Origin of the sequence: Comamonas testosteroni, from assembly GCF_000761245.1 — a bacterium.
Lineage (GTDB): Bacteria > Pseudomonadota > Gammaproteobacteria > Burkholderiales > Burkholderiaceae_C > Comamonas > Comamonas testosteroni_C.
This window is the reverse complement of record NZ_AWOR01000050.1, coordinates 25,681-45,263: the sequence shown is the minus strand read 5'-3', so window position 1 is coordinate 45,263 and position 19,583 is coordinate 25,681. Positions and strand designations below refer to the sequence as shown.

Below are 19,583 nucleotides of genomic sequence, written 5' to 3'. Positions count from 1 at the left end.
GAGCCCGTCATGAAAATGGTGATTGCCATCATCAAACCCTTCAAGCTCGACGAAGTGCGTGAAGCTCTTTCCCAAATCGGTGTGCAAGGCATCACCGTGACCGAAGTCAAGGGCTTTGGTCGTCAAAAGGGTCACACCGAGCTGTACCGCGGCGCCGAGTATGTGGTGGACTTTCTGCCCAAGCTCAAGATCGAGGCCGCGATTGCCGACGATCTGGTCGATGCCGCCATCGACGCCATCGAGGGCGCAGCCCGTACCGGCAAGATCGGCGACGGCAAGATTTTTGTGCAGGCGCTGGAGCAGTCGATCCGTATCCGTACAGGAGAAACCGGCGACGCGGCCCTGTAAAGGCCCAGTCTCTCTGGAACCGTTTTGAGAAAGATTGCCATGATCAAGAAACTATTGAGCGCAGGCCTGGGACTGGGCCTGCTGGCTGCCAGCGCCACAGGCTTTGCCCAGGAAGCTGCCACGGCTGCCGCCGCCGCAGCGCCTGTGGCCGAAGCAGCGGCCGAGGCTGTTCCCACCCTGAGCGCCGGTGACACCGCCTGGATGCTGACCTCTACCATGCTGGTGATCCTGATGGTCATCCCCGGCCTGGCGCTGTTCTACGGCGGCCTGGTGCGCAGCAAGAACATGCTGTCCGTGCTGGCACAGGTCTTCGTGATCTTTTCGCTGATCACCGTGCTGTGGGCCATCTATGGCTACTCGCTGGCCTTTGGCGGCGAGGGCAAGTTCTTCGCGGGATTCGACAAGCTGTTCCTCATGGGCATCACGCCTGACACGCTGTCGTCCATGCTCAAGACCATCCCCGAATATGTGTTCGTGGCCTTCCAGTCCACCTTCGCCGCCATCACCGTGGCGCTGATCGTGGGTGCGTTTGCCGAGCGCATCAAGTTCGCGGCCGTGATCGTGTTCTCCGTGCTGTGGTTCACCTTCAGCTACATCCCCATGGCCCACATGGTGTGGGGCGGCGGTCTGCTGGGTGCCGATGGCGCGCTGGACTTCGCGGGCGGCACCGTGGTGCACATCAACGCCGCCGTGGCCGGTCTGGTGGGTGCCTACATGCTGGGCAAGCGCATCGGCTTCGGCAAGGAAGCCCTGCCTCCTCACAGCCTGACGCTGACCATGGTGGGCGCCTCGCTGCTGTGGGTGGGCTGGTTCGGCTTCAACGCCGGCTCTGCCGGTGCCGCCAACGGCATTGCCGGCCTGGCCTTCATCAACACCATCCTGGCGACCGGCGCTGCCGCCATCTCCTGGATCGTGGCCGAAGCGCTGCTGCGCGGCAAGGCCTCCATGCTGGGCGCCGCCTCGGGTGCCGTGGCCGGTCTGGTGACCATCACGCCCGCCGCCGGTTTCGTCGGCCCCATGGGCTCCATCGTCATGGGCATCATCGCCGGCCCTCTGTGCTTCTGGGGCGTCTCCGGCCTCAAGCACATGCTCAAGGTCGACGACGTCTGCGACGTGTTCGGCGTCCACGGTGTCGGCGGTATCCTGGGTGCCATCCTGACCGGCGTGTTCTGCGCCAAGGGCCTGGGCGGTATCGAGCCCGAGGGCTACAACATGGCCCATCAGCTGTGGGTGCAGGTCGAGAGCGTGCTGGTGACCATCGTCTGGTCCGGCGTGGTCTCCTACGTGGCCTACAAGATTGCCGATCTGACCGTGGGTCTGCGTGTCTCGGAAGAGTCCGAGCGCCAGGGTCTGGACATCACTTCTCACGGTGAGGTGGCCTACACCCGCTAAGCGGCAGGCTCTTCGCAAGTTCAGTTTCATTACGTTGCCCCGCAGTGCAAGCTGCGGGGCTTTTTTATTCACGCCCGCTTTTCAAAAAAATCAAAGACCAGGCCTTCCTGCCCAAGGGGCGCCCCGGCTACCATGCAGGCCATGGATTCAGCCACCAGCCAAATCAATCAGCTCGGCGAGCGCATTCGCGCCGCTGCCAATGACAAGACCCCGCTGCGCATCTGCGGCGGCGGCAGCAAGGACTTCTACGGCCTGCGTCTGCAGGGCGAGCCGCTGTCCACGCGCTCTCTCAGCGGTATCGTCAGCTACGAGCCCAGCGAGCTGGTGGTGACCGTTCGCGGCGGCACGCCGCTGGCCGAGCTGGAGGCAACATTGGCCAGCCAGGGCCAGTGCCTGGCTTTCGAGCCGCCGCACTTCGGCGCCGCCAGCACCGTGGGCGGCATGGTCGCAGCAGGCCTGTCCGGCCCGTCGCGTGCCAGCGTGGGCGCAGTACGTGACTTTGTGCTGGGCCTGGAGATGATCAACGGCCAGGGCGAGCTGCTGCGCTACGGCGGCCAGGTCATGAAGAATGTGGCCGGCTATGACGTCTCGCGCCTGATGACGGGCAGCTGGGGCACGCTGGGCCTGATCACAGAGATCAGCCTCAAGGTCCTGCCCGTGGCGCCAGCGGAGGCCACGCTGCGCTTTGATGGCTGCAGCCAGGAGCAGGCCCTGGACTGGCTCAATCACTGGGGCGGCCAGCCGCTGCCGCTCAATGCCAGCAACTGGCTGGAAGAAGACGGCAAGGGCACGCTGTACCTGCGACTGCGCGGCGCCCGCGCCGCCGTTCAGGCCGCCACGCTGCGCCTGGGGGGCGAGCGGCTGGACAGCGACGCCGTTGCCGCCGACTGGAGCGCCAGCCGCGATCTGCGCCTGCCCTGGTTCCAGCAGCGCGCTGCCGATCATTGCCTGTGGCGTCTGTCCACTCCTGCGACCGCAGCGCCGCTGCCATTGCCGCAAGGCGCAGCAGGCCCGTTCATCGACTGGCATGGCGCTCAGCGCTGGGTGCAGGCCCCGCGCTCGGCAGCTGCCGCCTTGCAGCAACTCGCGCAGGCAGCCGGCGGATCCGCTTCTCTTTTCAGAGCCGAGGAAGGCAGCCAGACAAGCGCCAGCAGCGATCTCGATGCGCATGCAAAGGCCAGCCCGGCAGGCCGCACATCGGCACAGCTGCATGCCCGCCTCAAGCAGGCATTCGACCCCGCCGGCATTCTCAATGTGGGCCGTCTCTCGGCGCATTGGTAAGAACAAGGACAGCACCCCATGCAAACCAATCTCGCGCCCGAATACCGTGCCACGCCCGAAGGTCAGGAAGCCGAAGCCATTTTGCGCAAATGCGTGCATTGCGGCTTCTGCACCGCCACCTGCCCCACCTATCAGATCCTGGGCGACGAGCTGGACGGCCCGCGCGGCCGCATCTATCTGATCAAGCAGGTGCTGGAAGGGCAAACACCCACGCGGGCCACGCAGCTGCATCTGGACCGCTGCCTGACCTGCCGCAACTGCGAATCCACCTGCCCCAGCGGCGTGCAGTACGGCCACCTGGTCGATATCGGCCGCAAGATCGTCGATGAGCAGGTCGAGCGCCCCACGGGCGAGAAGCTGCAGCGCTGGCTGCTCAAGGAGGGCATGAATTCTCCGCTGTTCGCCCCCTCGCTGAAGCTGGGCCGCGCAGTCAAAGGCCTGCTGCCGGAGTCTTTGGGCGAAAAAATACCGGCCGCTCAGGATGCCGGGGCCTGGCCCGTGCGCGAGCATGCGCGCAAGGTGCTGCTGCTGGCAGGCTGCGTGCAGCCGGCCATGATGCCCCGCATCAATTACGCCACGGCCCGCGTGCTGGACGCCGTGGGCGTGCAGACCGTGATTGCAGACAAGGCCGGCTGCTGCGGTGCGGTGAAATTCCACCTCAACGACCAGGACGGCGGCAAGGCCCAGATGCGCGCCAATATCGACGCCTGGTGGCCACTGGTGGAACGCGGCGAGGTCGAGGCGATCGTGATGAACGCCTCGGGCTGTGGCGTCACCGTCAAGGAGTACGGCCATCTGCTGCGGCTGGAGCCGCAATACGCCGACAAGGCCGCGCGCATCAGCGCCCTGAGCCGCGACCTCAGCGAACTGCTGCCCGCCATGCTGCCCGAGCTGGTGGACAAGCTCAGGAACCGCGTCACGGTGCCACGGGCTCCCGTGGCCTATCACCCGCCCTGCACACTGCAGCATGGGCAGCAACTGCGCGGCGGCGTGGAAGCGGGCCTGCGCGAGCTGGGGTTCGATCTGCGCGTGGCGCGCACCGAATCGCATCTGTGCTGCGGCTCTGCCGGCACCTACTCGGTGCTGCAGCCCGAGATCTCGCACCAGTTGCGCGACCGCAAGATCGCTGCACTGGACGAGCCTTTCGCCCCCGAAAAGCCCGCAGCAATTCTCTCGGCCAATATGGGCTGCATCGTCCATCTGCAAAACGGAACCGAGGTCCCGGTCATGCACTGGGTGGAGCTGCTGGATCAGGCCCTGGCCACCGGCTGACACCCTTGCATGCCACTGCAGTTTCCAATGCTGGCATGATTGGGGGTTTTGTTTTCCCAGGCCCACGGGCTTTGCCATGACTGAAATCGTGTCTGAATCACAAGAGCAGAAAGCCTCGCAAGCGGCATCGCAGCACAGCGTGCAGGACTCGCAGCCCGGCTCACGCTCGCGCCGAGGCGGCCGTGGCCGCCAGAACCCGGCCCCTGCAGCCAAAGCCGCCCCGCAGGCCGCACGTCCGCAACACCCCTTGCTGGAGCAACTGGCACAGTGGCACCCGGCCCTGTTTGGCGAGCAGCTGCTGCCCTTCAAGCGCGGCATTTTTGAAGACCTGCTCGCCGCCCACCCGGAGCTGGACAAGGAAGCACTCAAGAGCGCGCTGCAGCAGCACACCCGCTCCGGTCGCTATCTGGCCGCCATGGCCAGCGGCCAGCAGCGCCATGACCTGGGTGGCCAGCCCGTGGAAGCCACTCTGCCCGAGCATGTTCACCACGCGCTGATCGAAGTCTTCCGCCGCCGCCAGCAGCGCACGCAGGAAGACCTGACGCCCAAGCTGCGCAACCGCATCGTCGTCGCCTACGAAGCCTCCGGCCTCACACGCGAGGAATACGCCGAGCGCGTGCAGGGCCGTGACGAAAAGACCAACGCCCTGGTGGCAGATGCTCTGGCCGAGGCCGATGCCCGCGCAGCCAAGGACGAGGCGCTGCTGCGCTCCTTCCAGCTCAGCGGCCAGACTTCGGAGCAGGAGTTCGCCGAGATGTACGGCATGAATCCGCGCCAGGTCGCACAGCAGCTGGAACGCGCGCGTCGCCGCCAGCACAATATTCAATAAAAATAGCTGCTGGTGCCCATCGAAAAGGCACCAGCAGCTATTGATCTTGAATAGATCAGGTCGCGCCGTAGCCCATGACGGCCTTGGTTTCGAGGAAGTCGCGGAAACCGTGCTCGCCCCATTCACGGCCATTGCCTGACTGCTTGTAGCCGCCGAACGGCGCATTGAAGTCAGGCCCCGCGCCGTTGAGGTGCACCATGCCCGTGCGCAGGCGCGCGGCCACGCGGCGCGCACGCTCCAGGCTGCCCGATTGCACATAGCCCGAGAGGCCGTACACCGTGTCGTTGGCCATGCGGATGGCGTCTTCCTCGTCATCGTAGGGAATCATCACCAGCACGGGACCGAAGATTTCCTCGCGCGCGATGGTCATGTCGTTGCTCACGTCGGAAAACACCGTGGGTTTGACAAAGTAGCCCCGATCCAGCCCCTCGGGGCGGCCTGTGCCGCCTACCACCAGGGTCGCGCCCTCTTCAATGCCCTTGCGGATCAGGGCCTGGATCTTGCCCCATTGCGCCTCGCTGACCACGGGGCCCATGTGCATGCCCTCGGCCAGCGCATCGGCCACGGTCGCTGCTGCGGCGACGCTGCGCGCGATCTCCACGGCCTGCCCATGCAGGGCGCGCGGCACGAACATGCGCGTGGGGGCGTTGCAGCTCTGGCCCGAATTCATCAGCACCGCCTGCACGCCCTGGGTCACGGCCTTTTGCAGATTGGCGTCGTCCAGCACGATGTTGGCGGACTTGCCGCCCAGTTCCTGGGCCACGCGCTTGACGCTGTCGGCCGCAGCCTTGGCCACGGCAATGCCCGCGCGCGTGGAGCCCGTGAAGGTCATCATGTCTATGTCGGGGTGGGAGGACATGGCCTCGCCCACGCCGGGGCCGTCGCCGTTGACGAGGTTGAAGACGCCGGCCGGCACGCCCGCCTCGTGCAGCACCTCGGCCACGAGCAGGGCATTGAGCGGGGCGACCTCCGAGGGCTTGAGCACCATGGTGCAGCCTGCGGCCAGGGCCGGGGCAACCTTGCACATGATCTGGTTGATGGGCCAGTTCCAGGGCGTGATCATGCCAACCACGCCCACGGGCTCGTGCACGACGGCCGTGCTGCCCTGCACATGTTCGAAGGCAAAGTTCTTGAGGACCTCGATGGTGGAGCCCAGATGGGCCACACCCATGGCGGCCTGCGCCGCCTTGGACAGCCACAGCGGTGCCCCCATCTCCTGCGAGATGGTCTGCACAAAGTCGCCGTAGCGGCGCTGATAGACCTCCAGCACCTTGGCCAGCAGGGCCAGGCGCTCTTCGCGGCTGGTGCGCGAGTAGCTCCCGAAGGCGCGGCGCGCGGCGGCCACGGCCTTGTCCACGTCGGCGGCCGAGCCCGTGCTGATGCGGGCAATGGCTTGCTCGTTGGAGGGATTGATGACCTCCAGGCTGCGCGGGCTGACCGGATTCACCCATTGGCCGTCGATATAGAACTGCAGATGGTCTTGCATGAGGCTATTTCCTTGGTATCGAGTCAAAAGAAGATATTTGCGATCTGGGGCTGCCGGTGCGTGGCTCGGGCGCACCGGCAGCCCGGCGCTCCGGCGTAGTGAAATGCAAGCTTCAGGGCTTGGGCCGGATGGCGTCCGCCGTACCCTGGATGAAGGCCTTGATGGACTCCACATCATCGCCCGACAGCTTGCCCGTGAAGTCCGGCATGCCGCGCGCCATGGCCGGGCCCTTGAAGACGAAGCTGGGCAGGTTCTCGATATAGCTCGCGTCCATATAGCCCAGATTGGGAATATTGCCGCCGCGGTCCACGCCAGGCACTCCGTGACAGAACACGCAGTTGGCCACATACAGCATGGTGCCGGCCTCGACCTTGGCGGGGTCGTATTTCACGCCCTGCAGCAACTGGCCCGTGCGCTGGGCCACGAATTCCGGCATCCTGGCCTTGCCGCCCACGGCGAAGGTATAGACCGTGCCCGGGCCCTGGCGCTCGGTGGCGCGCGCAGCCAGACCATAGACCCCGCCCCAGCCCACGGCCACCGAGACATACTGCTTGCCGTCCACCATGTAGGTGCTGGGCGCTGCCACCACACCGGTGCCCGTGGGCGCTTCCCACAGCTTTTCGCCGCTGGCCGCGTGATAGGCCACGAAGCGGCCATCAGCCGTGCCCTGGAACACCACATTGCCCGCCGTGGTCAGCGTGCCGCCGTTCCAGGGCGAGACATGCTCCACGCTCCAGGCGGCCTTTTGCGCAACGGGGTCCCAGGCCAGCAGGCGACCAAAGGGCTTGCTTTTGGGCGGCTCGGCATTGAAGAACTTGGCCGTGTTCCAGCCCGTGCCCGACTGGGGCTTGCCCGGTCCGGCCTGGTTGAACTCCCACTTCTTGTCGTCCATCAGATTGACGGGCACATTCTGCGCAGGCAGATACACCAGGCCCGTCTGGGGGTTGAAGGACATGGGGTGCCAGTTGTGCGCGCCATAGGGGCCCGGAACCGCGTCCTGGGGCTTGCTGCCGTCGCGCGCCGCAGCAATGTTCATGGGCCGGCCATTCTTGTCGTAGCCGCTGGCCCAGTTCACGGGCACGAAGTTCTTGGCCGAGATGAACTTGCCGTTGGTGCGGTCAAGCACGAAGAAGAAACCGTTCTTGGGCGCATGCAGTATGACCTTGCGCTGCTTGCCGGCGATCTTGATGTCGGCGAGGATCATGGGCTGGGTGGAGGTGTAGTCCCAGTTGTCGCCCGGCGTTTCCTGATAGTGCCACTTGTATTTGCCGGTGTCGGGATCCAGGGCCACGATGGAGGCCAGGTACAGGTTGTCGCCGCCCTTGGGACTGCGCGCCTTGTGCGACCAGGGCGAGCCATTGCCCGTTCCCACATACATGGTGTTGAGCTCGGCATCGAAGGTCATGCTGTCCCACATGGTGCCGCCGCCGCCGGCCTCCCACCACTTGCCGCCGGGATCCCAGGTCTTGGCGGCGCGCTTCATGGATTCGTCCTCGAAGGGTTTGGACGGATCGCCGGGCACGCTGAACCAGCGCCATTTCTGCTCGCCGGTCTCGGCGTCATAGGCCGTGATGTAGCCGCGCACGCCATATTCGGCGCCGCCGTTGCCGATGATGACCTTGCCCTTGAACACGCGCGGCGCGCCCGTGATGGTGAGCGAGCCCTTTTGCCCCTCGAAGGTATTTTGGTGCCAGACCTCCTTGCCGGTGGCGGCATCCAGCGCGATCAGGCGGCCATCCCATGCACCCACATAGACCTTGCCCTTCCACAGTGCCACGCCGCGGTTGACGACGTCGCAGCACCCCTTGAAGCCGGTGCTGCGGTCGACCTGCGGGTCATAGGTCCAGATCCTCTGGCCGGTACGGGTGTCGATGGCGTGCACCACGCTCCATGAGGCGCTGACGTACATGATGCCGTCCACCACGACAGGCGTGGCCTCCACGCCGCGCGTGGACTCGAGGTTGTACGACCATGCCAGGCCCAGGTCCTTGACGTTGGCGGCGTTGATCTGGTCGAGGCGGCTGTAGCGGGTCTCGGCATAGTCCACGCCGGTGGTGGGCCAGTCGGGCGTCTTGGCGGCATTGGCGCGAATGAAAGCACCATCGACGCGCTGCACGGCGGCAGCGGCCTGCGCCGCAGGCTCGGCTTGCGCGAGGGCCGCTGCGCTGCCCAGGCAGGCAGCCAGCAACCAGACCATGCGGCCTGGCCGTCTGCGAGAGTTGTCGATCAGCCGTTTCATCGAGGTCTCCTGTTGTGATTGCTATGCCGCAAAGCATGGTGTATCGCCTGTTTTTGTTCACGATCGGGATTTCCCCAGGCCGAAACTGTTCCATTGCGAGACACATTGATCCCTCCTTAGGACTGCCTGGAAATGACATGAGCCTTGGCGAGCCACGCGCGATGGACGCGCTACAGCAGTGCTTCTCGAGCACCGGGGCGGAGCGGGCCCTGCAGGCTCGCCGCCAGTTCTTCGAGGCAGGCATACGCCCCTCGGGCCTGGTCAGCGAGGCGGTCATCCAGTCCTGGCTGCGCAGCCAGCGCCAGCACTGCAACGGACGGCGGCTGGCTCTGGCTCCCGTCAGCCCCAGCCGGCTGCATGCCACGCAGGAGCGCTGCCGCAGTCTGCTGCAGGCACTGCAGCACGAGCTGCCGACCCTGGAGCAGGCACTGGCGGGCACCGGCACGCGCGTGATGCTGACGGACGACAAGGGCATCGTGCTCCATGTTTCCCCGGCATCCATGCGGCCCCGTGACGAGCGGGTCGGCCTGAACATGTCCGAGCAGGCCATGGGCACGACCGCACCGGGCATCGTCGCCGCCACCGGCCAAGCCTGCACCGTCACCAACGGCGAGCACTACTTCGACGAGCTGCACGCCTTCCGCTGCGCAGCAGCACCCATACGCGATGTGCACGGCCGCCTGGCCGGGGTGCTCAATCTGATGGTGGAGGAGCAGCATTTCAGCTTCGATGCCAGTCCCGTGGTCGGCATGTATGCCACGACCATCGAAAACACCTTGCTGCAGGCGCAGTCGCACGAGCATCTGGTGCTGCGCTTTCAGGTGACGCCGGCACTGCTGCACACGCCGCTGCAGGCGCTGATGGGCGTGGCTGCCGATGGCCGCGTCGCCTGGATGAACGGCACCGCCGCCCAGCTCATCGGCCAGCCCGTACATGCAGCGTGCAGCGCGCAGGAACTGCTGGGCCATGATCTGTCGCGCTTGCTGCAACTGAGCGGCCAGCCCGGCCCCGCACCGCTGCGCCTGGCCAGTGGCCTGGGCGTCTGGATGCAGGCGCATCTGCAAACCTCTCACGGCCTTGGCACGCACCTGGACACCAGCAGCGCACAAGACCAGGCCAGCCCCGTAACCACCGAAGCAACGCCCGTCGCCGAGGCACAACCCCTGGCGACGCTGCGCGAGCACAGCGCGCAGCTGATCAGGGAGACGCTGGAGCAGCATGGCGGCAATGTCTCCCAGGCCGCGCGCGCCCTGGGCATCTCGCGCGGCACGCTGTACCGCCGTCTGCGCGGCGGTCGGGAGCATGACTTCTGACTCATTGCTGACCAGGGCGCAAGACTCTTTTGCCTTCGCCCAGGGTTACGCCGCACCCCGCACGGCCCCACAATCTCGGCCGCGCTGCACCGGCCTGCAGCCGAGGAGCGTGTATGTGGTTGGGTTTGTCGCTGTTTTATGTGGGTGCGGTGCTGTTTCTCAACGGCCTGTGGATGCTGGGCAAGATTGCCGACAAGGAAATCTGGGTCATCAACATCTTCACCGGCGTAGTGTCGCTATGCATTGGCCTGGCCAGCATCTTCGGCCCGGCGGCCGACGCGGCATCGGTCAAGAGCGGCGCGCTGACCCTGCTGTTCGCCTTCACCTATCTCTGGGTAGCTTTCAATCGCTTCAGCGGTGCCGACGGCCGCGGTCTGGGCTGGTTCAGCCTGTTCGTGGCGATCACTGCCGTGCCCGTCGCCCTGGATACGCTGACCAGCGCCAGCTCAGGGCTGGACTGGTGGATGGGCGTCAACTGGGCGGCCTGGGCCGTACTCTGGGCCTTGTTCTTCGCACTGCTGGCGCTCAAGAAAAGCATAGACCGCCCCACGGGCTGGCTGTGCATTGCCCAAGGCGTACTGACGGGCTGGGTGCCCGGATACCTGATCCTGGCGGGGAAGCTGATGTGACCCCCTGAGGCGCTGTGCGCCTTCCCCCTGGAGGGCGGGACGACGCCCTTGCCACGGGGCGGGGCCGCCGGCTCGAACCGTGCTCGGCGTCTCTGAGTTTGATTGGTGCCTGTTCAGGCCTGTCTTCTTCGGCCCAGAGACGCCAGCAATGCCGCGCCCATGATGAGTGCGCCGCCGGTCAGCGTCCGCGCCGAGAGCACCTCATGGGCGATGAGCACGGAGGAGACGCTGGCAAACACCACTTCGCTGAGCATGACCACCGAGGTCACCCCCGAAGGCAGATGGGCAGCGCCGAATTGCAGGGCCCAGTTGCCCAGCATCAACAACCCGGCCAGGCCCAGTGCCACCAAGGCCCAGCTGCCGTCGAAGGCCGGAAAGCCCGGCACCACTCCCAGGCTGCTGGCGGTCAAGGCAGTCAGCAGGCCCATGCTCATGCAGCCGGCAAACATGGCCAACATCCGGGCCTGGGCCGGAATGCCTTGAAAGCGGCGCAACAACACATTGGTCAGCGCAAACATGAAGCCGCCAAACACGGCCAGCGCATCGGCCACGGTGAGACCGGCAAACAGCCCGGAGAGCGAGGCATCGGCGGGCAGCAACACCAGCACCACTCCGCCAAAGGCCAGCAACAGGCGTAGCAGCGCCATGGGAGTGGGTTTTTCGCCCAGCAGCTTCCAGGCCAGCAGCACCGCCCAGGCGGGCATGAGATAGAACAGCAAGATGACGCGCACCACGTCGCCCACGGTCACGGCCCAGTTGAAGGCCACGTTGTTCAGGCCCGAGCTGGCGGCCAGCAGCAAGAGCACCGGGTATTGCCAGGCCTGCCTGAGGCTGGCGGGGCGCAGCGCCAGCAGACCGGCCAGCACCAGTGCATACATCGATGCCGTGGCCCAAAGCGGATGCAGTCCGGCCTCATGCATGAGACGAAACGGCCACCATGACAAACCCCAGATCAGGGCATTGAGCAGCAGCGCAAATACAGGCAGTGGACTATGCATAAAAAAGGCTTCTAACGCTTTCTTTGCAAGCGTTAGAAGCTATTGATTGTGTAGTGAATGCAGCTTGTCGGCGCCAGCTGCAGGATTTCAATGACAGTCGCGGCGGGCGACTTCCAGCAGCTTCTCGACCTCTGCCGGGTACTTTCTGCAATTGTTCCAGTGCCAAATGCCGATCAGCACCATGCTAACGGCAACCAGCAGACCGAATACCGTGATCGCACCAAAGGCAGTCAATCCCATCTTGGTGGACAGGCTGTAGAAACCGCCCATGGCCAGAATGGCCAGTTGCTCGTTGAAGTTCTGCACCGCAATCGAGCGACCCGCGCCCATGAGATTGTGGCCGCGATGCTGCAGCAAGGCATTCATGGGCACGACCAGAAAGCCGCCCAAACCGCCAAGCAAAATGAGGAAGGGCACGGCCACCCAGAGATTGTCGATAAAGATCATGCAGACCACGAGCAGGCCCATGAGTACGCCCAGGGGAATCACACGCGTGGCGTTGTCCAGGCGCATGCGCATGGATGCCAGCACCGCACCGACGGCCGTACCTATTGCTACCACCCCAACCAGGGCCGAAGCCTGGGTGGTGCTGTAACCCAGGGCTGCGGCCCCCCAGGCCAGCACGATATAGCGCAAATTGCCCGACGCCCCCCAGAACAGCGTGGTGGTGGACAGCGAGATCTGGCCCAGCTTGTCGGCCCAAAGGCGTTTGCTGCAGCGCCAGAAATCGGGCAGCAGGCCCAGCAGATTGGCAACCAGGCTTTTGTTGGGGTCTTCACGCAGCGGACGCATGGCCACGCCCGTCAGCGGGATGTGCAGATTGAACCAGGCCGCCACGATGTAGATCAGGATCAGCACGGCAATCGCAGCCTCGGCTGGGGTATCCACGCCAGTGCTGAAATACGGGAAGTCAAAGCCCAGCAGATGCTGGGAGATGGTCGGCCCCACCAATTGTCCGCCCACCAGCACCCCCAAGATGATGGAGGTGATGGTCAGGCCCTCGATCCAGCCATTGGCCTTGACCAGCTGGGAGGCCGGCAGCAGCTCGGTCAGGATGCCGTACTTAGCCGGCGAATAGGCCGCCGCGCCCAGTCCGATGACGGCGTAGGCAATCAGGGGATGATGGCCGAAAAGCATCATCAGACAGCCCACCACCTTGATGGCGTTGCTGATGAACATGACCTTGCCCTTGGGCAAGGCGTCCGCAAAGGCTCCGACAAAGGGCGCCAGAACCACGTAGAACAGTGCGAACATGGGCACCAGGGCAGCACGTTGCCACTCGGGGGCACCATTGGCACGCAACAGCTCTACAGCGGTCACAAACAAGGCGTTGTCTGCCAGCGAGCTGAAAAACTGCGCTGACATGATGGTGTAGAAACCGCGCTTCATGAATTAGCTGTAACTGGCACCGGGCGGACCGATGCCGAGTAAATAAGAGACCCCGTGGCAAGTGACTGGCGGTTATATCACGCAGGCTTGAGCCTACAGTGCCAGAATCCCACTGGTCTGATTGAGAAAAACCATGCCTCGTCCCATTACTGCCACCATCCATCCTGAAGCCGTTCGCCACAATCTGGAGCGGGTACGGCAAGCCGTCCCTGATGCCAAATTGTGGTCCGTGATCAAAGCCAACGCTTATGGCCACGGTATCGAAAACGTGTTCGACGGCCTGCGAGCGACGGACGGTTTCGCCATGCTGGACCTCGACGAGGCCCAGCGCGTGCGCAATCTGGGCTGGCGCGGCCCCATCCTGCTGCTCGAAGGCGTGTTCGAGCTGCGCGACCTGGAAATCTGCTCGCGCCTGGGCATCTGGCATGCCGTGCACTGCGACGAGCAGATCGACTGGCTGGCCGCGCACAAGACCCAGGTCGGTCACCGAATCTTCCTCAAGATGAACAGCGGCATGAACCGGCTGGGCTTTACACCCGAGCGTTTTCGTGCGGCTTATGCGCGGCTGAACGCCCTGCCCCAGGTCGACGAAATCTCGTTCATGACCCACTTCAGCGATGCCGATGTGGCGCATGGCATGGACCACCAGCTCAGGGTCTTTCACGAAACCACGCTGGACCTGCCCGGCGAGCGCAGCATCAGCAACAGCGCTGCCACCTTGCTCCATGGTGACGAGAACAATGTGCGCTGCGACTGGGTGCGCCCCGGCATCGTGCTCTACGGCAGCTCGCCAGACTTCCCCACCCATGATGCAGCTCACTGGGGTCTTGAGCCGACCATGACGCTGTCGTCAAAAATCATCGGAACGCAGGAGCTGCATTCCGGCGACACCGTGGGCTACGGCTCGCGTTTTCAGTGCGACGGACCACTGCGCCTGGGCGTGGTGGCCTGCGGCTATGCGGACGGCTATCCGCGCGTCTGCCCCACGGGTACGCCCGTTCTGGTGGACGGTGTGCGCACCCGCACCCTGGGCCGCGTCAGCATGGACATGATGGCCGTGGACCTGAGCCCCGTTCCCAAGGCCAGGCTGGGCAGCGAGGTCACGCTCTGGGGTCGCGCCAGCAATGGCGCCGTGCTGCCCATCGACGAGGTGGCCGCTGCTGCCGGCACGCTGGGCTATGAGCTGATGTGCGCCGTTGCTCCCCGCGTACTCAAGGTGGTGGAAGGCGCGGGCAAATAAGACTGCCCGCCTCCCGCAAGTCAGAAGCCGCTGCATGGCAGCGGCTTTTTTTGCGGACTCAGCAGGCGCGGGCTAGACCGCGCGGTGGCTTGCGCCACTGTCATGGCACAGACTTGCAACTCGAGCCACGATGTCGTCAATCTGCGCTTCGTCACAGATCAGCGGCGGCAACAGCCGGATCGTGCGCTCACGGGTCACGGTAATCAGCAATCGCTGTTCGGCCAGTGCGCGGCCGACCAGCTCCTGACAGCTCCGGTCCAGCTCTATTCCTGCCATCAGACCCAGGCCTCGGATGGCCTGCACACCTGGGTGTCCTCCCAGAGCCAGCCGCAGCCCGGCCAGCAGGCGCTCGCCCAGCAGGGCGGCCCGCTGCGCAATGCCGTCTCTTTCCATGATGTCGAGCACGGCGCAAGCCACGCGGCATGCCAGCGGATTGCCACCGAAGGTGGAGCCGTGCTGGCCGGGACAGAACAGGTTCGCGGCGGCGCCACGCGCCAGACAGGCGCCAATGGGAACACCATTGCCCAGCGCTTTGGCCAGGGTCATCACATCAGGCGTGATCCCGGCGTGCCGGTGCGCGAACCAGGCCCCCGTTCGGCCCAGGCCGGTCTGGATTTCGTCGAGCATCAGCAGCCAGCCCTGGCTGTCGCAAAGCTCGCGCAGCGCGCGCAGGTAGCCGGAGCTGGCGACACGGATACCGCCTTCACCCTGTACAGGTTCAACCAGCACGGCAACGATGTCCGGCGTCTCCCGGGCCGCTTGGCGCACCGCATCGATGTCGTCATAGGGCACGCGCACGAAGCCGGGCATCTGCGGCCCGAAGCCCTGTTGCTTGGCTGCGTTGCCCGTGGCAGCGAGCGTCGCCAGCGTGCGGCCGTGAAAAGCGTTCTCCATCACGAGAATTTGCGGCACGGCCACCTGTTTGCGATGCCCGTGCAACCGGGCGAGCTTGAGAGCCGTCTCATTGGCCTCGGCGCCCGAGTTGCAGAAGAACGCTCTCTCCATATCGGCCAACGCACACAAGCGCTGGCCAAGCTGCTCTTGCCAGTCGATACGGAATACGTTGGAGGTATGCAGCAGCGTGGCGGCTTGATCGGCCATGACGGCGGCAATCTCGGGATGCGCATGGCCCAGGCTGGTGACGGCCACTCCGGCGATGGCGTCCAGGTATTCCACCCCTTGCTCATCCCAGAGGAGCGCGCCGCGTCCGCGCACAAAAGAAACGGGCTGGCGGGCGTAGGCCCGCATCAGGTGAGAGTCGGTTTGCAACATGCAATGCTCCGGTGGGATATGAAGGAAAGCTGGCGGGAATCAGCCAGTTCAGGAGGACTCTGCAGCGGGTCGAGGCCCGGTGTCAGCGGCAAAAATCGCGCATCGCGCCTGCCGGGCATGGCGCAGCACTGACAGGACTTGGGGGCAGATTGGCCGCCTTGCCAGCGGCCTGCCAGGCTGGCTTGCCGCCGGCGCAGGGCCGCGCGGGCACACTTGCGATCGCGCCTATGCCATGTCAATCGACAGCGGACTCCGGCGTATCCGGATCAGAGCGCGTTGGCCAGTAATAGCTATCGGGCAATGCACGCGCGCCGAAGATGGCCTGCCCCACGCGCACCACGGTAGCGCCCTCCTCGATGGCGATCTCGAAATCGCCGGACATCCCCATCGACAGCGCATCCAGCTCCATGCCCGCAGGCGCGCTTTGCCGCAACTGATCGCGCAGCTGACGCAGGAGAATGAAACACCGGCGCACCCGTTCGGCTTCGGCGGAGAACAGCGCCAACGTCATCAGACCACGCACGCGCAACGCGGAAAACACGGGCAGTTGCTGGATGAAGTCCGGCACCGCCTCGGGGCTCAGTCCATATTTGCTGGCCTCGCCCGAGGTGTTGACCTGCACAAACACGTCCAGCGACCGCCCTTGGGCCTGCAGACGCCTGTCCAGCGCCTCGGCGACGCGCAGGCTGTCCAAGGCCTGAAACTCGCTGGCGAAGCGCGCCACCAGCCTGGCCTTGTTGGTCTGCAGGTGGCCGATGACCGACCAGCGCAGATCGGTCAGGTCCTGCATGGACTCCCATTTGCCGAAAGCCTCCTGCACCTTGTTCTCGCCCAGCCAGCGACAGCCCGCCGCATAGGCCAGACGCAAACTGGCTTGCGGCTTGGTCTTGCTGACGGGCAGCAAGCGCACGCTGGCTGGATCACGCCCCACGCGCTGGCAGGCAGCTGCAATGCGCTCCTGCACGGTAGCGAGGTTGCGGCGGAAGTCCTCTACCGTGCCGGCCTCGGGGTACAGGCCGTGTTGATCGTGCCGGGTCAGGGTTTCTGAAGTCATGATCATCCCCTCATGCTTGTTCGATGGCGGCTGTCGCGCCCGGCTGTGCGCTCCATGGAATCCGGCCGTTGAGCACCGCATAGGCGAGCAGCCCTATGACCAGGCCCCAGAAGGCGCCGCCAATACCCAGCAGCGTGATGTTGGCGGCGGCAGCCAGAAAGGTGATCAGCGCGGCCTCGCGCACCTTGGCATCCGCCAGGGCCGTGGCCAGGCTGGCGCCAATGGTGCCCAGCAGGGCGAGGCCCGCCAGCGTGGTGATGAAGGTGGAGGGAAAGGCCATGAAGACCGCCGCCAGCGTGACCCCGAACATGCCGACCAGGATGTAGCACACGCCTGCAGCAACGCCGGCAATCCAGCGCCTGGACGGATCTTCATGCGCCTCCCGGCCCGTGGCGATGGCGGCCGTGATCGCGGCGATGTTGAATGCGTGCGAGCCAAACGGCGCCATGACCAGCGATCCCAGGCCCGTGATCGTGACGATGGGGTTGGCACTGGCCTTGAAGCCATCGTTGCGCAGCACCAGCATGCCGGGCATGTACTGGCCGGTCAACGTGATGAGAAACAGCGGCAGCGCGACGCTGAGCAGGGCATTGAGCGAGAACTGCGGCCTGGTGAACACGGGAGCAGCGAGTTTCAACTCCAGCCCGGACAGATCAACCCGGTTCTGAGACAGCAAAAAGACCAGCCCCAGCACCAGAATGCCGACGACGGCATAGCGTGCCGAAATCCGCTTGAGCACCACATAGGCCACGATCAGCAGGCCAGCCAGCGCGGGATCGACGCTCATGCCGCCAAACGCCTTGATACCGAATTGCAGCAGGATGCCCGCGAGCAGTCCGGCCGCAACGCCGGCGGGAATCAGCCGGATGAGGCGCTCGAAATAGCCCGACAGCCCCAGCACCACGAAAGCCAGCGCGGAGACCAGATAGGCACCCACGGCCTCGGCATAAGGCGTGGTCGCCAGGGCCGTCACCAGGAAGGCCGCAGCAGGCGTGGACCAGGCCGTGATGATGGGCTCACGCGTCACCCAGCTCAGCAGCAGACCTGTCACCCCTACGCCAATCGAAATCGACCATACCCAGGAGGCCGTCAGCTCGGGGCCGAGGCCAGCCACCTTGGCCGCCTGGAACACCAGGATGAAGGTGCCCCCGTAGTTGACGATGACCGAGATCAGGCCTGCCACGATGGGATGAAGGAGATCGTTGCAGCGAAGGCGCGCTGGCGAATGGATGGTTGGCATGTCTTGCAGTAGCTCTTGAAAATTGATCGGCCCTGGGGGCATTCGATTTATAGAATCGAAATGGACTGACATTCCCAGCCACTTTTCTGAAGGCATACAGACCAATTGTTCAAGCACGCCCAACTCGAATCCGTCAAGGCCTGGATCAGCGACCCCGCTCATGGCCTCTTGCCGCTGCATGCCCGCATCCAGCGAGCCCTGCGGCAGCTGATCCTCGATGGCGCGCTGGACGTGGGCCGGCGCCTGCCGGCATCGCGCGCCCTGGCCCAATCGCTGTCCGTCTCGCGCGATACGGTGGAGGCCGCCTATGGCCAGCTGCATGCCGAAGGCTTTATCGAACGGCACACAGGCAGCGGCAGCTTTGTGTCCGAGCAGGTGCAGCGCCTTCCGGGGCGCGGCCTGATGCACAGCCCTGCAGTGCGCGCTCCTGTCTTGCGCTTGAGCCAGCGCGGCGCAGCCATGTTCGCGGGCGGTGGCCTGCGTGATTTCCTGGCGCCACGCGCTTTTGCGCCCGGTGTGCCGGAGACACGCAACTTTCCGCTTCAGACCTGGGAAAGGTTGCAGCGGCAGGTACTCAAGGAGCACGGCACCCGGGCTCTGCTGCACAGTCCGCCGCAGGGCACCGAGGCTTTGCGCCAGGCCATTGCCGCCTATGTCAATCTGGAGCGCGGCGCGCGCGCCACGCCCGAACGCGTGCTGGTGCTGACCAGCTCGCAACAGGCTCTGACCCTGTGCGCCAACGTGCTGCTGGACGCCGGTGATCGCATCTTCATCGAAGACCCGGTGTATCACGGCGCACGCAAAGCCTTCGATGCTGCGGGGCTGGAATGCGTGCCCGTGCCGCTGGATGCCGACGGCATGCAGGTGGATTTATTGCAAACCCTGCCCGCCGCCAGGGCGGTGTTCCTGACTCCCTCCCACCAGTTCCCGACGGGCACCACGCTGGCCCTGGATCGCCGGCTGGCCGCCATAGCCTGGGCGCAGCAGGAGCAGGCGTGGATCATCGAAGATGACTACGACAGTGAGTTTCACTACGCCGGCAAGCCCAAGGCCTGCGTGCAGGGGCTCGATCAGCACGAGCGCACCATCTATATCGGCACCTTCACCAAGTCGATGTTCCCCGGGCTGCGCATAGGCTATATGGTGTTGCCGACTTCGCTGGTTGCCCCCATGACGGTGGCGCGGACCTTGCTTGATGGACACAGCGCACCCATTGCGCAATTGACGCTGGCGCGCTTCATCGAAGGCGGCCACCTGGGAGCGCATGTGCGTACCATGCGCGCCGTCTATGCCGAGCGGCGTGACGTGCTGGCGCGGCTGGTGTGCGAGCATCTGGGGGATTTTCTGGAGCCGCGGGTGCCTGCGGGCGGCATGCAGATGCCGTGTACCTTGATCCGCGACATTTCCGAACGCACCGCAGTGGATTGCGCTCGCAAAGCAGGCATCGACCTGCTCGGGTTGACGCAGTTGCATGCATCGAGCCAGCACAAGGCGGGTTTCCTCATGGGATTTGCTGCTCACACCCCGCATGAGCTGGAAGTAGCTGCCAGGAAGCTGGCGCGCGTGTTGCGTGCGCTGTGCATCTGACCGCCCGCACCCGC

At 65.0% G+C, this 19,583-nt stretch carries 16 protein-coding genes; 9 read left to right on the top strand and 7 right to left on the bottom strand.

Features of this window, described 5'->3' with window-relative positions; all coding sequences use genetic code 11:
- Positions 1–9: 9 nt before the first annotated feature.
- From glnK to P353_RS15000, 5 genes are all read left to right on the top strand, one after another.
- Positions 10–348, top strand: a complete 339-nt coding sequence (glnK, locus tag P353_RS15020; protein WP_003059648.1) for a P-II family nitrogen regulator — start codon at positions 10–12, stop codon at positions 346–348.
- Between the two features lie 39 nt (positions 349–387).
- A complete protein-coding gene (locus P353_RS15015; RefSeq protein WP_034370965.1) occupies positions 388–1,740 on the top strand; it encodes an ammonium transporter in 1,353 nt (450 codons plus the stop codon).
- Positions 1,741–1,872: 132 nt separating this feature from the next.
- The gene (gene glcE / locus P353_RS15010) at positions 1,873–3,021 is read left to right on the top strand and encodes a glycolate oxidase subunit GlcE (RefSeq protein WP_034370963.1); all 1,149 of its coding nucleotides are present in this window, start codon (positions 1,873–1,875) and stop codon (positions 3,019–3,021) included.
- 18 nt (positions 3,022–3,039) lie between these two features.
- A complete protein-coding gene (glcF, locus tag P353_RS15005) occupies positions 3,040–4,293 on the top strand; it encodes a glycolate oxidase subunit GlcF (RefSeq protein ID WP_034370960.1) in 1,254 nt (417 codons plus the stop codon).
- Between the two features lie 76 nt (positions 4,294–4,369).
- Positions 4,370–5,122 carry a ProQ/FinO family protein gene (locus P353_RS15000; protein ID WP_034370957.1) on the top strand — a complete coding sequence of 251 codons (753 nt, stop codon included), beginning with the start codon at positions 4,370–4,372 and terminating at the stop codon, positions 5,120–5,122.
- Positions 5,123–5,177: 55 nt separating this feature from the next.
- Here the strand turns inward: P353_RS15000 and P353_RS14995 are convergent, their stop codons facing one another.
- Positions 5,178–6,608 (bottom strand): aldehyde dehydrogenase family protein, encoded by a 1,431-nt coding sequence (locus tag P353_RS14995; protein WP_034370954.1) that lies wholly within the window; start codon positions 6,606–6,608, stop codon positions 5,178–5,180.
- 112 nt (positions 6,609–6,720) lie between these two features.
- Positions 6,721–8,847, bottom strand: a complete 2,127-nt coding sequence (locus P353_RS14990) for a PQQ-dependent dehydrogenase, methanol/ethanol family (RefSeq protein ID WP_034370951.1) — start codon at positions 8,845–8,847, stop codon at positions 6,721–6,723.
- Positions 8,848–9,008: 161 nt separating this feature from the next.
- Here P353_RS14990 and P353_RS14985 point away from each other — a divergent pair, with 161 nt between their 5' ends.
- Both P353_RS14985 and P353_RS14980 read left to right on the top strand, forming a co-directional pair.
- The gene (locus P353_RS14985) at positions 9,009–10,160 is read left to right on the top strand and encodes a helix-turn-helix domain-containing protein (protein WP_034370949.1); all 1,152 of its coding nucleotides are present in this window, start codon (positions 9,009–9,011) and stop codon (positions 10,158–10,160) included.
- A gap of 113 nt (positions 10,161–10,273) precedes the next feature.
- Positions 10,274–10,789 (top strand): AmiS/UreI family transporter, encoded by a 516-nt coding sequence (locus P353_RS14980; protein ID WP_034370946.1) that lies wholly within the window; start codon positions 10,274–10,276, stop codon positions 10,787–10,789.
- A gap of 113 nt (positions 10,790–10,902) precedes the next feature.
- Here P353_RS14980 and P353_RS14975 read toward each other — a convergent pair whose 3' ends face one another.
- Complete coding sequence (locus P353_RS14975; RefSeq protein ID WP_034370942.1) at positions 10,903–11,787, bottom strand: DMT family transporter; 885 nt, start codon at positions 11,785–11,787, stop codon at positions 10,903–10,905.
- A gap of 87 nt (positions 11,788–11,874) precedes the next feature.
- Complete coding sequence (lplT, locus tag P353_RS14970; RefSeq protein WP_034370940.1) at positions 11,875–13,176, bottom strand: lysophospholipid transporter LplT; 1,302 nt, start codon at positions 13,174–13,176, stop codon at positions 11,875–11,877.
- A gap of 133 nt (positions 13,177–13,309) precedes the next feature.
- Between lplT and alr the strand changes: the two genes are divergently transcribed.
- Entirely contained in the window at positions 13,310–14,416 is a 1,107-nt protein-coding gene (gene alr, locus P353_RS14965) for an alanine racemase (RefSeq protein WP_034370938.1), read from the top strand.
- A 72-nt stretch (positions 14,417–14,488) separates the two neighbouring features.
- Here alr and P353_RS14960 read toward each other — a convergent pair whose 3' ends face one another.
- The 3 genes from P353_RS14960 to P353_RS14950 all read right to left on the bottom strand — a co-directional run bounded on the left by P353_RS14960 (position 14,489) and on the right by P353_RS14950 (position 17,982).
- Positions 14,489–15,688 (bottom strand): aspartate aminotransferase family protein, encoded by a 1,200-nt coding sequence (locus P353_RS14960; RefSeq protein WP_034370935.1) that lies wholly within the window; start codon positions 15,686–15,688, stop codon positions 14,489–14,491.
- 235 nt (positions 15,689–15,923) lie between these two features.
- Positions 15,924–16,748, bottom strand: coding sequence for a YggS family pyridoxal phosphate-dependent enzyme (locus tag P353_RS14955; RefSeq protein ID WP_034370932.1), 825 nt, complete (start codon positions 16,746–16,748; stop codon positions 15,924–15,926).
- 4 nt (positions 16,749–16,752) lie between these two features.
- Positions 16,753–17,982, bottom strand: a complete 1,230-nt coding sequence (locus P353_RS14950) for a benzoate/H(+) symporter BenE family transporter (RefSeq protein WP_034370928.1) — start codon at positions 17,980–17,982, stop codon at positions 16,753–16,755.
- Between the two features lie 105 nt (positions 17,983–18,087).
- Between P353_RS14950 and P353_RS14945 the strand changes: the two genes are divergently transcribed.
- Complete coding sequence (locus P353_RS14945) at positions 18,088–19,569, top strand: PLP-dependent aminotransferase family protein (protein WP_034370926.1); 1,482 nt, start codon at positions 18,088–18,090, stop codon at positions 19,567–19,569.
- The last annotated feature ends 14 nt before the right edge of the window (positions 19,570–19,583 follow it).

Coding starts and splice junctions, on each gene's coding strand:
- glnK (WP_003059648.1), top strand. CDS start 10: ATGAAAATGGTGATTGCCATCATCAAACCCTTCAAGCTCGACGAAGTG.
- P353_RS15015 (WP_034370965.1), top strand. CDS start 388: ATGATCAAGAAACTATTGAGCGCAGGCCTGGGACTGGGCCTGCTGGCT.
- glcE (WP_034370963.1), top strand. CDS start 1,873: ATGCAGGCCATGGATTCAGCCACCAGCCAAATCAATCAGCTCGGCGAG.
- glcF (WP_034370960.1), top strand. CDS start 3,040: ATGCAAACCAATCTCGCGCCCGAATACCGTGCCACGCCCGAAGGTCAG.
- P353_RS15000 (WP_034370957.1), top strand. CDS start 4,370: ATGACTGAAATCGTGTCTGAATCACAAGAGCAGAAAGCCTCGCAAGCG.
- P353_RS14995 (WP_034370954.1), bottom strand. CDS start 6,608: ATGCAAGACCATCTGCAGTTCTATATCGACGGCCAATGGGTGAATCCG.
- P353_RS14990 (WP_034370951.1), bottom strand. CDS start 8,847: ATGAAACGGCTGATCGACAACTCTCGCAGACGGCCAGGCCGCATGGTC.
- P353_RS14985 (WP_034370949.1), top strand. CDS start 9,009: ATGGACGCGCTACAGCAGTGCTTCTCGAGCACCGGGGCGGAGCGGGCC.
- P353_RS14980 (WP_034370946.1), top strand. CDS start 10,274: ATGTGGTTGGGTTTGTCGCTGTTTTATGTGGGTGCGGTGCTGTTTCTC.
- P353_RS14975 (WP_034370942.1), bottom strand. CDS start 11,787: ATGCATAGTCCACTGCCTGTATTTGCGCTGCTGCTCAATGCCCTGATC.
- lplT (WP_034370940.1), bottom strand. CDS start 13,176: ATGAAGCGCGGTTTCTACACCATCATGTCAGCGCAGTTTTTCAGCTCG.
- alr (WP_034370938.1), top strand. CDS start 13,310: ATGCCTCGTCCCATTACTGCCACCATCCATCCTGAAGCCGTTCGCCAC.
- P353_RS14960 (WP_034370935.1), bottom strand. CDS start 15,688: ATGTTGCAAACCGACTCTCACCTGATGCGGGCCTACGCCCGCCAGCCC.
- P353_RS14955 (WP_034370932.1), bottom strand. CDS start 16,748: ATGATCATGACTTCAGAAACCCTGACCCGGCACGATCAACACGGCCTG.
- P353_RS14950 (WP_034370928.1), bottom strand. CDS start 17,982: ATGCCAACCATCCATTCGCCAGCGCGCCTTCGCTGCAACGATCTCCTT.